We start from the raw sequence: 16,237 nt of genomic DNA on the forward strand, positions 1-16,237 counted from the left end.
ATATTCTTTACCGCATTTGATGCTCTATAAAATCGACCTAAGCGAATACATACGTATCTCCCCGGGAGTATTCCTCCCTAGTATTTGTTTTCGAAACTACCCCACAAAGGTAACTTCATCGAAATCATTATAGACCTCCAACTTTCACAAACACAAGGTGATGGATGTCACAGTTTGGTTACAACAGTAAAACAGTCCGCCTCGTACGAGGCGGACTGTTTTACTGTTTTGTTGCTCTTTGACTATCCCCTACCCTACGGTGCAGCGATGACGAGCTCTGTGGTCATCCCCACATCATCCAACGAAGTGTACCAGTAGTCGGTCGTCAGACCCTCTGTCGGGATCCCCAGGATCTCATTGAAACTGCTCAGGTACTTCGTTCTCTCGCTCGTGAACACACTCACTCCGTTCGTGCTCACTACTCGCACTGGTCCTCCATTGATCCCATACCGCGGGAACACTCTCTGCCCAGGCAGGATCGAGTACGGTGTCGTGTTCTTCTTCACCCCGCCGATGTACACATCCACTTCCGCTGTCTCTGTCTCACTCGGGTTCCCGATCACCAGGTACGTGATCATACTGGCATCATCCAAGGAGGTGAACCAGTATTCTGTTGTCAATTGATGCACAGGAAAACCTATTACTTCATTGAAACTGCTCTGATATGTCGTTCTCTCGCTCGCGAAGATGTTCACTCCGTTCGTGCTCACCACTCGCACTGGTCCTCCGTTGACCCCATACCGCGGGAACACTCTCTGCCCAGGTAGGATCGAGTACGGTGTCGTGTTCTTCTTCACCCCTCCGATGTATACATCCACTTCCGCTGTCTCTGTCTCACTCGGGTTCCCGATCACCAGGTACGTGATCATCCCCGCATCGTCATAGCTCGTGAACCAGAACTCTGTGTCCAGTTGTGTCGAGGGGAAGCCCATCACTTCATTGAAACTGTTCCCATACTTCGTTCTCTCGCTCGTGAACACACTCACTCCGTTCGTGCTCACCACTCGTACCGGCCCGCCGTTGATCCCATACCGCGGGAACACGCGCTGCCCAGGCGGGATCGAGTATGGTGTTGTGTTCTTCTTCACGCCTCCGATGTACACATCCACTAACGCTGCCTCTGTCTCACTCGGGTTCCCGATCACCAGGTACGTGATCATCCCCGCATCGTCCAATGAGGTGAACCAGTATTCGGTCGTCAGTTGGTTCGCGGGGAATCCTACGATCGAGTTGAAGCTGCTCCCGTAGATCGCTCTTTGGCTCGTGAACATGTTCACTCCGTTCGTGCTTCTCACTCGCACTGGTCCACCGTTGATCCCATATCGATCCGTTAGCCGTTGCCCTGTTCCTATTCCGTAGTTCCCCTGGGTGTTCCCACCGATCGTTACATTGATGTTTGAACAACCTATTGAGGTGTTGAATGTGCTGGTGTAGTTCTGCCCACTTATGTTGGCTCCCAGGTTGCTGTAGCTGAGGTTCAGCGGCGCAAAGGTGTGACAGGTGCTTGTTGGGGTTACTGTTCCACTCCAGCCACCTGGTACTGTGATCGTGTAGCTCCCGTCTCCTTTGGAGGTCACTGTCTTGGTGCCTCCATCCGTGTAGCTTAGCGTTACTCCTCCTACCCCTACATTGCCACTGATTTTCAGAAGAGGGACATCAGCCTCTGCTCGAGCGATAACTTCAACTTCCCCAAGCCCCGCAATAGAGCCGCTCACAGAAGTAAATTCAATTCGGACAACTCTAGCAAGAACGTTATCGAAAGTTACATCCGTGCCATTTTCGGAAAGTGCTCCAGAAGTTTTACTTGCTACTTGAGTAGTACCTGCTGTATCGCTGTACAACCTTATTGTAGCGTTCAAAATTTTTATATTGGAGTCAGTACTTGGAATATTATATAAACGCACAGTCTTTACAGTAATAGGCACCGGGAATGCCAATTTTGCCCATTGAGAGGTTGGACTTCCTGAGTTGCTTACCCAGAATTTTTTGAAATTATCATAAGGCATTTGAAGTTTAAGGCGGCGATCGTTGATACCTGTTGACGAGCCACCGCCTGTAGAAGAGACTGTTACAGTTGCTCCCGGAGCAAGGTTCGTCCATTTTGCATCTGCCGGATTGGCAGGGACAGATATCATAGTATGACCAGCATGGCATCCAACGCAGGTCGCTACCTCACCTGTGCGACCAAAGTTCATACCCGCCACATGTGACGCTCCCGGCGATTCCTGAGGTAACAACCCTGGTCCAGTTAATGGAATCTTATAACCCTTTGATTGACTAGTGCGAAGTTGTTCAAAAAGTGGCACATTGGCAGGAGAAAGAGTCGAAAGTGAACCGTCTGGATTAATAGGCACTTCCTTTAAGAGAATCGGCCAATCCAAATTTTCAAAGGAACCGCTTTGTTGATTGCGTTGGTGGTCTATATAAAACCTAATTGTATCCGCTGACCCGACTGGAGGAGCATTCACAATATTTGCGTCTACCGGGGCATTGAAATAAACATTCAAATCGTTGAAAGTGAAAGTGCCATCAATATCATATGGTCCTTGTGCTGTAGGAGGTAAGGCACTGGCAACTTGTGTAACCTTATCAGGGAGAATTGGAGGTACAGAACGAGGACGTACCAACCTCGCCCTCAATTCAGTTGTACCGACATTATCATAAACTAAGGATAATCCGCTTCCATCAGAATTAATGGTGTATAGCCCATAATCCTGTTTTGTGTCTCGCGCCCATGAAATAACAAGGCGCCCATCTGGTAAGACTTCTGGTTCTGCGGCGTAGTTCCCGACATACACCCCATAGGAAGGAGGATTTGCACGTGCAAACTGCTGAACACTTTCATCTCTTGTTGTAATCCCTATAATGGGTATATATTCATTTACACCACGTGCATAATGTCGAATACCACCAAAACCAGCGGCTTCTGTTCCGTTTGTCATTGGGAAAAAATTGGCATAAAAACTACCATCAGAAGCAAACACCCCGCCATATGCATGATTGCTATTTTCACCAACAAAAAAGGAGTTGGATCTTCCAGTAAACTGGGAAAGCCCGGTTCCATCGGGGTTAATGGAAGCAAGATGCCACGCGTTACGCCATAAATTTGATTTACCTCCAACCTCCGTGCATTCATTACCCGAATGATTAACAGCACATAAACCATCTTTCATAATATACCCACCCTGCGGGTTGGTGATTGTAGCTAAGCTGTCGGCTCCCACACGAAGGTTGCGCCACCAACGTGAGTATACAATCCTACCCGTTAGTGGGTCAACAATAGGACGTTCCGCGCCACTACGTTCTGCAGTAATACGATGCAAACTTTTTCCGTCTGCATTTATTACATATAAGTTACTTGTACGCGCTGCTCCATACTGGCCAAAGGACGGCCACCGAGTAGACGAAAACACAATACGCCCATCCGGAAGCCATACCGGGTCAGTGTCATCGTAGGTAGTAAAGTTCGAAGCAAGATTACCAAACTGAGAGAGGTTAATGTTTCTATCTGAAAATGTAATTTGCTTTAAGCCCGTCCCGTCAACATTAATCATATAAATACGCCATGCACCAGGGTTGGTCATCGGAGCAGTTGAGTATGAACCGTTAGGTAAACCAGAAAAAATAATCTTAGTTGCGTCGTATGATACATCCGGGGCATTTACATCGATCAAATTAAGTGACGCAGCGGTAGGTTTCGATCCATCAACCAGGGTTCGCATTGTGCCATTCGCATCTCGAATAATCAACTTTCCTGGAGCCGATACTTGGAAACGCCCCCATGGTTGCACACCCGGCATTGATCCAGTAGCATCATAATAAGCGCTACCATTACTTGGAATCTTTCTGGAAACGAACACAAGGGCATAATTACCAAGAGCATTTGTTAGCTCGCTTGAGCCTGATTCAGTACCCATGGCAAAAGTTCCACTTACACTTGTTACCAGTAAAGCAAAGATTGTTATACAAAACACTAATATACGGCTTGAAAAAGCCACTTTTTGAGTAAACATACATACCTCCAATTTATAAGACTTCTATGTGGGGAAAACGACACTAACCACTAATAGGTTACAACGAAAGCAAAATTTGCAGAAGCTTTAATCACTATAAAGTTACAAACATTTTTGTAAGGAGCAACACGACCTTAGTCATCCTGTACTAAAGTACTATAAAACACATCAGTATGGCATCAAAACAGTAGAAACTTACCTGTAAGCTACTAATATTACAACCTATTACTAAATTTGTTACAACCAAACAGTCCGCCTCGTACGAGACGGACTGTTTTACTGTTGTGTTGCTCTTTGATTGCTCCCTACTCTACGGTGCAGCGATCACCAACTCCGTGGTCATCCCCACATCATCCAACGAAGTGTACCAGTAGTCGGTCGTCAGACCTTCGGTCGGGATCCCCAGGATCTCGTTGAAACTACTCAGGTACTTCGTTCTCTCGCTCGTGAACACCTTCACTCCGTTCGTGCTCACCACTCGCACTGGTCCTCCGTTGATCCCATACCGCGGGAACACTCTCTGCCGGGTAGGATCGAGTACGGTGTCGTGTTCTTCTTCACCCCTCCGATATACACATCCACTTCCGCTGTCTCTGTCTCACTTGGGTTCCCGATCACCAGGTACGTGATCATGCTGGCATCATCCAATGAGGTGAACCAGAGCTCGGTCGAGGTTTGAGCTATCGGGTATCCCAACACTTCGTTGAAGCTGTTCCCATACTTCGTTCTCTCGCTCGTGAACACCTTCACTCCGTTCGTGCTCACTACTCGTACCGGTCCTCCGTTGATCCCATACCGAGGGAACACTCTCTGCCCAGGTAGGATCGAGTATGGTGTCGTGTTCTTCTTCACCCCTCCGATGTATACATCCACTTCCGCTGTCTCTGTCTCACTCGGGTTCCCGATCACCAGGTACGTGATCATTCCCGCATCGTCATAGCTCGTGAACCAGAACTCTGTGTCCAGTTGTGTCGAGGGGAAGCCCATCACTTCATTGAAACTGTTCCCATACTTCGTTCTCTCGCTCGTGAACACACTCACTCCGTTCGTGCTCACCACTCGTACCGGTCCGCCGTTGATCCCATACCGCGGGTACACTCGCTGCCCAGGCGGGATCGAGTATGGTGTTGTGTTCTTCTTCACGCCTCCGATGTACACATCCACTAACGCTGTCTCTGTCTCACTCGGGTTCCCGATCACCAGGTAGGTGATCATGCCTGTATCGTCCAATGAGGTGAACCAGTATTCGGTCGTCAGTTGATCTGCGGGGAACCCTACGATCGAGTTGAAGCTACTCCCGTAGATCGCCCGCTGGCTCGTGAACATGTTCACCCCGTTCGTGCTTCTCACTCGCACCGGTCCGCCGTTGATCCCGTACCGATCCGTTAGTCGTTGCCCTGTTCCTATTCCGTAGTTCCCCTGGGTGTTCCCTCCGATTGTTACATTGATGTTCGAACAACCTATTGAGGTGTTGAATGTGCTGGTGTAGTTCTGCCCACTTGTGTTGGCTCCCAGGTTGCTATAGCTGAGGTTCAGCGGCGCAAAGGTGTGACAGGTGCTTGTTGGGGTTACTGTTCCACTCCAGCCACCTGGCACTGTGATCGTGTAACTCCCGTCTCCTTTGGAGGTCACTGTCTTGGCGCCTCCATCCGTGTAGCTTAGCGTTACTCCTCCTACCCCTACATTCCCACTGATGGTGTACACCAACGTTGCGGTGTAGTCCTGTGCTATTTGGTTTGTTGTCACATTGCTATAGCTTCGGTTGAGCGGTGAGAAGATATAGTCTGCCTTTGACGGCGTTACCGTTCCGCTCCAACCACTTGGTACTGTGATCGTGTAGCTTCCATCTCCTTGCGATGTCACTGTCTTCGCCGTCCCGTCTGTGTAGCTTAGGGTTACACCGGAAGCACCAACGTTCCCTGTAATTGTATATATCGCTGTGGCAGTATAATTTTGTGATGGTTGATCGGACACAACATTAACATACGTTCTACTGGACGGCAAAAAAATGTACCCAGGTTTAGCTGGCGTTATGGTCCCACTCCAGCTACTTGGCACTGTGATCGTGTAGCTCCCATTGTTAGCTGATATAACGTTCCGAGGCGTGCCATAGGTGTAGCTCAATGTTACCCCCGGTATACTCACATTACCACTAATCAAGTGAGCAGGGATGATATTAAAATTCTGTATAGTTTGAAGTGCTGTCAGGTTGGTGAAACTAGCACTCTCCGGTGAAAAAAGGTACCCTGGTTTAGCAGGTGTAATCGCACCACTCCAACCGAGAGGTACGGTGATCAAGTAGCTACCATAATTATCTGCAGTGACCGTCTTAGATGTAATGTCCACATAGCTTAACACCGCACCAGGCACACCCACATTACCTACAATAATGCCATGAGTGACCGGATGGGTTTTGAATGTCCAGACAGTACCACTATCCGCATAAACCAACTTTTGGGGAACGCAAGATGCACAAACACGAGCCTTCACCTGCCAATAGTAGGTTTTATCATAGGCCAGATTGGTTAAAGTCACGCTTGTTTTTCCCCATGTGTTCGTCCATTCTGGATCATCTGCACTACAAGCTGAGCCTTCTTTTACACAATAGCTGTAATTATCTGGCTCAGGAGTATATGCATTCCAAGATAAAACAATACTTTTCGGATCCTGGTTCGTCGCCCCATTTACAGGAGACTTTTTACCAAAAGAACCAGTCGTTGCTGATTGTATCTGCTCAAAAATATCAGGTGATGAATCAATAACATTTTTTGATTGTTCGCTCTTCCAAATTGAAATACAAGTACTAAGCAAAGAATCTGGGCATTTCAAAAACTCAACAGAAAGATATACGCCAGATTTATGAAAAAACACATAATGTATCCCATCAGGTTTTTCAAAGGCATCGTAAGAAACCCAACCAGCCTTTGCGAGTTGTGTGTTGGAATAGTAATCCAATACATCTTTAGGGAGACTCGCTATAAATTTTTCCTTAGCTTCATATCTTTCTCCCAATAAAGAAATCATATCTCCATTGGAATTAATTCTGATTTCTTGAGTAACTAAACCCATATTGTTCCAAAGCAAGCCTATATACAGAGGTGTTTCAGGCACATTTGTAGAATAGCCCTTAGCCATAACAACATAATCGCTCTGTTGGCTTCCAGGCATTAGCATCGCTAGTACAATAACGCTAGCAATCAGCACCTTTTTTAACGAGGTAAACATTGACATCTCCTTGAGATTTGAAGTTATTAGTAGCGTAGAGCCTCAAATTATGGATTGAAACCCAACATTAATCCACATAAAAATATAGTTTCTTTGTGTAAAATTTTGAGCATCCCGAAACTATATATAGCATTAGATTTTAATGCTTATGGTTCTTCCTCCTTTCACTGCATCAATAAGGATCCAATTGAACAAGTTGCCATTATAAGCATATTAGTAAACGGAAGACCTGAATTATTTGTTCCAATATAAGGACATGATATCTATCATGGTTTTACAATGACAAAAGTCCACTCTCGTAAAACAACGGTCAATCATTACCTACCCCCATCACGACTTTCCCAGTTTATGTTCATTTAAAAACTTTTCGTTTGAATTATTTTTTTATTCTCCCCATCTGACACAATAGGACATTCATCAATCACGATCGCATATAGGAACCAGCATAACAATTGGAAATTTATGCAACAAATTCCTCAACACCTTTTACGTGTGCAGCTCGATTCCGTCTATAGTTCATCAAACGTATCGTTATGTTGGCGACCTATTTCTTCCCCATCACACTCAATTGGTTGTTCTTTAAATCCAAGAGGTCTGTATCATAAAAACAGACCTCTTGCACTAAGAAATCTTCCTGCCGTTTTACGGTGCAGCGATCACCAACTCTGTGGTCATCCCCACATCATCCAACGAAGTGTACCAGTAGTCGGTCGTCAGACTTTCTGTCGGGATCCCCAGGATCTCGTTGAAACTGCTCAGGTACTTCGTTCTCTCGCTCGTGAACACCTTCACTCCGTTCGTGCTCACCACTCGCACTGGTCCTCCGTTGATCCCATACCGCGGGAACACTCTCTGCCCAGGCAGGATCGAGTACGGTGTCGTGTTCTTCTTCACCCCTCCGATGTACACATCCACTTCCGCTGTCTCTGTCTCACTCGGGTTCCCGATCACCAGGTACGTGATCATGCTGGCATCATCCAATGAGGTGAACCAGAGCTCGGTCGAGGTTTGAGCTATCGGGTATCCCAATACTTCATTGAAGCTGTTCCCATACTTCGTTCTCTCGCTCGTGAATACCTTCACTCCGTTCGTGCTCACCACTCGCACTGGTCCTCCATTGATCCCATACCGCGGGAACACTCTCTGCCCCGGCAGGATCGAGTACGGTGTTGTGTTCTTCTTCACGCCTCCGATGTATACATCCACTTCCGCTGTCTCTGTCTCGCTCGGGTTCCCGATCACCAGGTACGTGATCATCCCCGCATCGTCATAGCTCGTGAACCAGAACTCTGTGTCCAGTTGGGTCGAGGGGAAGCCCATCACTTCATTGAAACTGTTCCCATACTTCGTTCTCTCGCTCAGGAACACACTCACTCCGTTCGTGCTCACCACTCGTACCGGTCCGCCGTTGATCCCATACCGCGGGTACACTCGCTGCCCAGGCGGGATCGAGTATGGTGTTGTGTTCTTCTTCACGCCTCCGATGTACACATCCACTAACGCTGTCTCTGTCTCACTCGGGTTCCCGATCACCAGGTAGGTGATCATGCCTGTATCGTCCAATGAGGTGAACCAGTATTCGGTCGTCAGTTGATCTGCGGGGAACCCTACGATCGAGTTGAAGCTACTCCCGTAGATCGCCCGCTGGCTCGTGAACATGTTCACCCCGTTCGTGCTTCTCACTCGCACCGGTCCGCCGTTGATCCCGTACCGATCCGTTAGTCGTTGCCCTGTTCCTACTCCGTAGTTCCCCTGTGTGTTCCCACCGATCGTTACATTGATGTTCGAACAACCTATTGAGGTGTTGAATGTGCTGGTGTAGTTCTGCCCACTTATGTTGGCTCCCAGGTTGCTGTAGCTGAGGTTCTGCGGCGCAAAGGTGTGACAGGTACTTGTTGGGGTTACTGTTCCACTCCAGCCACTTGGTACTGTGATCGTGTAACTCCCGTCTCCTTTGGAGGTTACGCTCTTGGCGACTCCATCCGTGTAGCTTAGGGTCACTCCTCCTACCCCTACATTGCCACTGATGGTGTTGGCAATGTTTGCCGCACCTGAATTGTAATTTATCATTAACCTAGAGGTATCAACCGCTTCGAAATCTGAACCACGTAAAACATCAAGCTCATGAAGCTGGTCGTTATCCCAAGATTCACTAGGTGCACCAGATATATACCAATCAGAACCATTATCAGCAAGAACAATTCCGTAAGTCTTGAAAGCTTGTAAGAGGATACGGGCCTGCGGTGAAAATCCAGCAAGATCGTAACTAGCTTTTAAACGAAATCTTGCCCCGAAGGGGACAGGGGTAGAACATGTTCCATGTTGCGCTTTATGACGCGCAGGCCAAACATAGTAATTAGCTGTACAATTTACAGTAAATCGAAGGGCATGTTTAATTACACCTGTTGCCACTTCATCATAGACAGCAAGACCTGGGAGGATAGGAAGGCCTGCTGCATCAGCCGATGTCCATCCATCTGGACGTAAGTTGTTCGAGTTTAAATTCCAGATTGCACCAGAACCGCCACTCCACTGACCGTTAGCAAACGAGGCATCATATACCTCATACAACATGCAATTATCCGTGTCCACTACAAGGATGTGATGGTCACTACCCCATTCGATTCGCGGGCTGGATGGTAAAGGATATGGGCCTAAATCCGACTCATCTGGATAGTAAAAGGTAAAAGCAAATTTATTAACTACTGCCCCAGACACAGTGTTGTAAGGAATACCAATCGGCCCGCCATTCCATGTATCAGCCCCAAAGTCCATGTGAAAAGTATCAGTAGAACCAATAGAATTAATCCATTGAGTGGAGTTCGGGTGAACTGGCAAGGTATTTATTGGTACATTCCAAAAATTATTAGAGGGAAATAATTGACAGGGACCCACCTTCAAAACCGATGGAATATTGGATTTATATTCTGTAACATCAAAAGGGTTTAATAGCATCGAAATTACAGTGAAAAAATAGATAAGATTTGTCTTCATAAGTTAAATTATAAAAAGTTTTTCTCCTATATAGTAGTTGGTAAATAGTACTTCTCTACTCCCTCGCTAATCAGTTTTGTAATCTTTTTTCATTGGATAAAATACAAGGAGTTAGAGCTACTTCATAGTAAGGGCATAAAATACCGGATGTCACAATTTGGTTACAATAAAACAGTCCGCCTCTTTTGAGGCGGACTGTTTTATTGTTGTGTTGCTCTTTGACTATCCCCTACCCTACGGTGCAGCGATCACCAACTCTGTGGTCATCCCCACATCATCCAACGATGTGTACCAGTAGTCGGTCGTCAGACCTTCGGTCGGGATCCCCAGGATCTCGTTGAAACTACTCAGGTACTTCGTTCTCTCGCTCGTGAACACCTTCACTCCGTTCGTGCTCACCACTCGCACTGGTCCTCCGTTGATCCCATACCGCGGGAACACTCTCTGCCCGGGTAGGATCGAGTACGGTGTCGTGTTCTTCTTCACCCCTCCGATATACACATCCACTTCCGCTGTCTCTGTCTCACTTGGGTTCCCGATCACCAGGTACGTGATCATGCTGGCATCATCCAATGAGGTGAACCAGAGCTCGGTCGAGGTTTGAGCTATCGGGTATCCCAACACTTCGTTGAAGCTGTTCCCATACTTCGTTCTCTCGCTCGTGAACACCTTCACTCCGTTCGTGCTCACTACTCGTACCGGTCCTCCGTTGATCCCATACCGAGGGAACACTCTCTGCCCAGGTAGGATCGAGTACGGTGTCGTGTTCTTCTTCACCCCTCCGATGTATACATCCACTTCCGCTGTCTCTGTCTCACTCGGGTTCCCGATCACCAGGTACGTGATCATTCCCGCATCGTCATAGCTCGTGAACCAGAACTCTGTGTCCAGTTGTGTCGAGGGAAGCCCATCACTTCATTGAAACTGTTCCCATACTTCGTTCTCTCGCTCGTGAACACACTCACTCCGTTCGTGCTCACCACTCGTACCGGTCCGCCGTTGATCCCATACCGCGGGTACACTCGCTGCCCAGGCGGGATCGAGTATGGTGTTGTGTTCTTCTTCACGCCTCCGATGTACACATCCACTAACGCTGTCTCTGTCTCACTCGGGTTCCCGATCACCAGGTAGGTGATCATGCCTGTATCGTCCAATGAGGTGAACCAGTATTCGGTCGTCAGTTGATCCGCGGGGAACCCTACGATCGAGTTGAAGCTGCTCCCGTAGATCGCTCTTTGGCTCGTGAAGATCGACATCCCGTTCGTGCTTCTCACTCGCACTGGTCCGCCGTTGATCCCGTACCGATTTGTTATACGCCCGCTTGGTGCAACGGTGTAGTTCTTTGGTGGGTTAACGCCTATCGTGACATTAACTTTGGCATGTTCGTATTCATATGCCCCAATATCACAGTGACTCCCAAACGGACGTGTCACCCCGCGTTGATCGGTGGTGGGACATACGCTGTCATTGCCCGCATCAATCGCGGAACTCCCGGCTTGCAGTGGTATGGTTTGGGTGGAGCCGCCATTATCCGCAAGCGGACCAAGATTCGGGTCCGCGGTGGAGGCGGGGGTACCGCAATTCCAGTTATCTTCGATCAAATTATTGACATTGGTACCAATTGTTCCACCATTGAAATCATCGTGATAACAATCATCCCCTGTTACAGAATTTGCAAGGATCGAATTCGTAAGATTGAGTGTGCCAAAGTTATAAATACCTCCCCCGTGATAAACGGCTGAATTCGCAGAAAATGTACTGTTTGTAACCGACAATATGCCTGCATAAAAAGCATTATGATAATTGAAAATGGCTCCACCATTACCAGAGGAATTCTTGACAAAAGTACTGTTTGTGACATTTAAGACACTAGTTGCATCATTGTAAACTCCGCCTCCCATACCTGGGGCAGAATTTCCCGAGAATGTACTTCTCATTACCGTTAACGTCGATTCATAACTGTTATAGATTGCCCCTCCATCTCCGTCAGCAGTATTTTCTGTAAAAGTACTATCCAACACATCAAGAGTTCCGAAGGAATAAATACCACCACCATTTGCGAATACGGCAGAATTGCCTGAGAAATTGCTGTTTATTACAGTTACAACTTCCCCGTTAGCTCTCGTATAAATGCCGCCGCCATAATCCGCTGTGTTATCTGCAATTATGGAATCAGTGATTGCCATTTTACCGCTCTGACCACTAACACTGCCAACATAATAGTCATTATAAATTCCGCCACCATCAGTAGCTGCTGTGTTTCCAGAAACTGCGGTGTTTATAAGCGTCAACTCCCCAAAATTAACAACGCCTCCACCATTATTGTCAGAGTTGTTGTTCGAAACGACACAATTCATAAGCGTTAATACACCGAGGTTATTAATCCCACCTCCCCATAAATAATTGCCATTTGTGATCAAGAGACTATCCAATGTAATACCATTGATTGACTTTGTCTGCATAACTCCTACAGTATTATTCCCACTGATTGTAATTTTCGGATTCAACGCCGACCCGTCAATCGTCATATCCTTATCTATCACCAATGTTGACGCAAGAGTAATAGCTTGCCCTGAAAGTGATGGGGCAAAATTGATCGTTCCACCGGGGCAAACGTCCGCAATCGCCTGACGCAGCGACCCAACTCCACTATCGTTAGTGTTAGTAACCGTGATTGTATTTGTCGTACTCGACATGTTCACTACGAACGCATTAAAAGATGCATAAGGACCACCTGGGTTCAAGGGAGATATGTTCCCAGGTCCATTCCATGATTGTCCACTGGTGCCTGTTATATATGTGTCACATGGTGTGGCTACAACACCTTCTGCATAATCTGTTGTAGGTGATCCATAAAAAGTGTGCCATTGATATGCGGCGCTACTGTTTAAACCTAACACTGTTATGTCAGATTCATACCCATATTGACCATTCGTAAAGGTATTAAGTGGAGCAGCATTTGATGGACCAGTCCAGCTACCACTACTTGACCCCACTATGGAGATATCACCACTAGTATTCACATCAATCCCGTATGCGGTATCAGACGATGCCCCACCATAAAAAGTGTGCCACTGGTAGGTACCGGAACCATTTAGTTTCAATGCCAAGATGTCTGATGTTCCACCTGAATAGGAATGCAAGGGTGAAGTTCCTCCAACAAATCAACCTGTAGCACTGCTCCCTGCAATGTATATATTTCCACCAGTGTCAATATCCATATCCCGTGGAATATCAGCTTCACTTGTCCCATAGAATGTGTGCCACTGATAAGTTCCTGAATTATTTAACTTTATAATTACAATATGAGGGAAACTTCCGCCGCCAAAGGCACGTAAAGGCCGGGTTGAACCAGGCCCATTCCAATCTTTACTTGTCCCAACTACATATACATTTCCATTGCTATCAACACCAATACTATTAGGAAAGTCTAAATCAGACGATCCGTAAAAGGTATGCCATTGGTATACACCAAAAGCATCCAATTTTACAATTACAATATCTGCGTTTCCTGTAAAACCATTCAATGGTGAAATAGAACCCGGTCCATTCCAAGTGTCTACACTCCATCCTGTTAAAAATATATTGCCATTTAAATCTACACTAACACTTTTAGCCTCATCTCGTTCAACAGTTGTTGTTGCTCCATAAAAGGTGTGCCATTGATAAGTCCCAGCGTTATCAAGTTTTATTAAAACCATGTCCCCGCCACCAGCAAAAGTATTGAGAGGCGACGCATTACCTGGCCCATCCCAAGTAGCAGAACTTTGTCCCACTATATAAACATTTCCGTTACTATCAACAGCAATATCATTAGGGTAATCATTACCAGATGACCCATAAAAAGTATGCCATTGATATGCACCATCTCTATCCAGTTTTATTATCACCATATCCTGTCCCGCAACATAGCTATTGAGAGGCGATGTGGAATTAGGTCCATTCCATGCCGTACCACTGAACGCAGTTATATAAATATTTCCGTTTAAGTCCATGGCGATCTTGGCACTTTGGGTTGAATTAGAGCCATAGAACGTATGCCAGTCATAAGCAGGGACACTTGATATCAAGGGAACAGGAGACTGGCTATTATTAATCTTTAAAATTGAATCACCTGGGTACTTGTCTGCAGTAACTTTCCCTGCGTGAACAGGTACAACCGCAAAGACACCAGTAATCAAGGCTAAAACTAAAGCGATTCTTGTAATAATCAGATTTCGATTTTTTGTAAACATACTTCTCTCCCTGGGAGACATTCCTCCCTAGCGATTTCAAAATTGTCTTTCGTACAGACAACCCATTGGGAATCAGTATAAACCTAAGACTTTCAAAAACACAAGGTGATGGATGTCACAGTTTTGTTACAGTAAAACAGTCCGCCTCTTTTGAGACGGACTGCTTGGTTGTTGTGTTGCTCTTTGACTATCCCCTACCCTACGGTGCAGCGATCACCAACTCTGTGGTCATCCCCACATCATCCAACGAAGTGTACCAGTAGTCGGTCGTCAGACCTTCTGTCGGGATCCCCAGGATCTCGTTGAAACTGCTCAAGTACTTCGTTCTCTCACTCGTGAACACCTTCACTCCATTCGTGCTCACCACTCGCACTGGTCCTCCGTTGATCCCATACCGCGGGAACACTCTCTGCCCGGGTAGGATCGAGTACGGTGTCGTGTTCTTCTTCACCCCTCCGATATACACATCCACTTCCGCTGTCTCTGTCTCACTTGGGTTCCCGATCACCAGGTACGTGATCATGCTGGCATCATCCAAGGAGGTGAACCAGAGTTCGGTCGAGGTTTGAGCTATCGGGTATCCCAACACTTCATTGAAACTGTTCCCATACTTCGTTCTCTCGTTTGTGAACACCTTCACTCCGTTCGTGCTCACCACTCATGCGGTCCTCCGTTGATCCCATACCGCGGGAACACTCTCTGCCCAGGTAGGATCGAGTACGGTGTCGTGTTCTTCTTCACGCCTCCGATGTATACATCCACTTCCGCTGTCTCTGTCTCGCTCGGGTTCCCGATCACCAAGTACGTGATCATTCCCGCATCGTCATAGCTCGTGAACCAGAACTCTGTGTCCAGTTGGGTCGAGGGGAACCCCATCACTTCATTGAAGCTGTTCCCATACTTCGTTCTCTCGCTCGTGAACACACTCACTCCGTTCGTGCTCACCACTCGTACCGGTCCGCCGTTGATCCCATACCGCGGGTACACTCTCTGCCCAGGCGGGATCGAGTATGGTGTTGTGTTCTTCTTCACTCCGCCGATGTACACATCCACCAGCGCTGTCTCTGTCGCACTCGGGTTCCCGATCACCAAATACGTGATCATCCCCGCATCGTCCAATGAGGTGAACCAGTATTCGGTCGTCAGTTGATCCGCGGGGAACCCTACGATCGAGTTGAAGCTGCTCCCGTAGATCGCCCTTTGGCTCGTGAACATCGCCACTCCGTTCGTGCTTCTCACTCGTACCGGTCCACCGTTGATCCCGTACCGATTTGTTATACGTCCGCTTGGTGCAACGGTGTAGTTCTTTGGTAAATTACTACCTATCGTTACATCTATATCCGCACAATTTGCGCAAATCTGTGAAGTGTAGTTTTGACTTATCTGGTTGCTTTGCAAGTTACTATATGTTCTATTAACCGGTGTAAATGTGTACCCACTCTTATAGGGCACGACCATTCCAGACCAACCACTAGGCACACTAATCGAGTAAATTCCGCCCCCATCTGCTGTGACGGTTTTAGCTGTCCCATCGAAGTAACTCAGTTTTGCCCCCGAAATTCCGGCGTTGCCAGTGATGGCTCGATAACTCGCATCAATCGTATACACATCCCCACTCGTATAACTCCCATTTCCTTCCCCCTCCCCACCTAGCGGATTATTCGCCGCGTCCTTGATGCTATCATCATCCACCACATCCAAGCGGACCGTACCATTGCCAGACCCAGTATTCACCGTAACCGTGTAGACAGCGCCTGAAACAGGGGTCAC

8 protein-coding genes are annotated in these 16,237 nt (G+C 47.2%); all 8 read right to left on the reverse strand.

The window, feature by feature from the left end; genetic code table 11:
- Positions 1-254 precede the first annotated feature (254 nt).
- The 8 genes from IPP66_21720 to IPP66_21755 all read right to left on the reverse strand — a co-directional run bounded on the left by IPP66_21720 (position 255) and on the right by IPP66_21755 (position 15,122).
- Positions 255-3,917 carry a hypothetical protein gene (locus tag IPP66_21720; GenBank protein ID MBK9927900.1) on the reverse strand — a complete coding sequence of 1,221 codons (3,663 nt, stop codon included), beginning with the start codon at positions 3,915-3,917 and terminating at the stop codon, positions 255-257.
- Positions 3,918-4,323: 406 nt separating this feature from the next.
- Positions 4,324-4,488, reverse strand: coding sequence for a hypothetical protein (locus tag IPP66_21725; GenBank protein MBK9927901.1), 165 nt, complete (start codon positions 4,486-4,488; stop codon positions 4,324-4,326).
- Positions 4,485-7,037, reverse strand: a complete 2,553-nt coding sequence (locus IPP66_21730; protein MBK9927902.1) for a hypothetical protein — start codon at positions 7,035-7,037, stop codon at positions 4,485-4,487. The genes IPP66_21725 and IPP66_21730 overlap by 4 nt, the downstream gene beginning before the upstream one ends.
- Positions 7,038-7,880: 843 nt before the next feature.
- A complete protein-coding gene (locus IPP66_21735) occupies positions 7,881-10,013 on the reverse strand; it encodes a hypothetical protein (GenBank protein MBK9927903.1) in 2,133 nt (710 codons plus the stop codon).
- Between the two features lie 453 nt (positions 10,014-10,466).
- A complete protein-coding gene (locus IPP66_21740) occupies positions 10,467-11,081 on the reverse strand; it encodes a hypothetical protein (GenBank protein MBK9927904.1) in 615 nt (204 codons plus the stop codon).
- A complete protein-coding gene (locus IPP66_21745; GenBank protein MBK9927905.1) occupies positions 11,078-13,375 on the reverse strand; it encodes a hypothetical protein in 2,298 nt (765 codons plus the stop codon). The genes IPP66_21740 and IPP66_21745 overlap by 4 nt, the downstream gene beginning before the upstream one ends.
- A 21-nt stretch (positions 13,376-13,396) precedes the next feature.
- On the reverse strand, positions 13,397-14,467 hold the full coding sequence (locus IPP66_21750) for an SBBP repeat-containing protein (GenBank protein ID MBK9927906.1): 1,071 nt from the start codon (positions 14,465-14,467) through the stop codon (positions 13,397-13,399).
- 199 nt (positions 14,468-14,666) lie between these two features.
- Complete coding sequence (locus tag IPP66_21755) at positions 14,667-15,122, reverse strand: hypothetical protein (protein MBK9927907.1); 456 nt, start codon at positions 15,120-15,122, stop codon at positions 14,667-14,669.
- Positions 15,123-16,237: the final 1,115 nt, after the last annotated feature.

This window comes from Candidatus Defluviilinea proxima (assembly GCA_016721115.1).
In the GTDB taxonomy this organism is placed as follows: Bacteria; Chloroflexota; Anaerolineae; order Anaerolineales; family Villigracilaceae; genus Defluviilinea; species Defluviilinea proxima.

Excerpts from the sequence above, each read along its gene's own strand:
- IPP66_21720 (MBK9927900.1), bottom strand. The coding sequence starts at position 3,917 with ATGGGTACTGAATCAGGCTCAAGCGAGCTAACAAATGCTCTTGGTAAT.
- IPP66_21730 (MBK9927902.1), bottom strand. The coding sequence starts at position 7,037 with ATGATTTCTTTATTGGGAGAAAGATATGAAGCTAAGGAAAAATTTATA.
- IPP66_21735 (MBK9927903.1), bottom strand. The coding sequence starts at position 10,013 with ATGGACTTTGGGGCTGATACATGGAATGGCGGGCCGATTGGTATTCCT.
- IPP66_21740 (MBK9927904.1), bottom strand. The coding sequence starts at position 11,081 with ATGATCACGTACCTGGTGATCGGGAACCCGAGTGAGACAGAGACAGCG.
- IPP66_21750 (MBK9927906.1), bottom strand. The coding sequence starts at position 14,467 with ATGTTTACAAAAAATCGAAATCTGATTATTACAAGAATCGCTTTAGTT.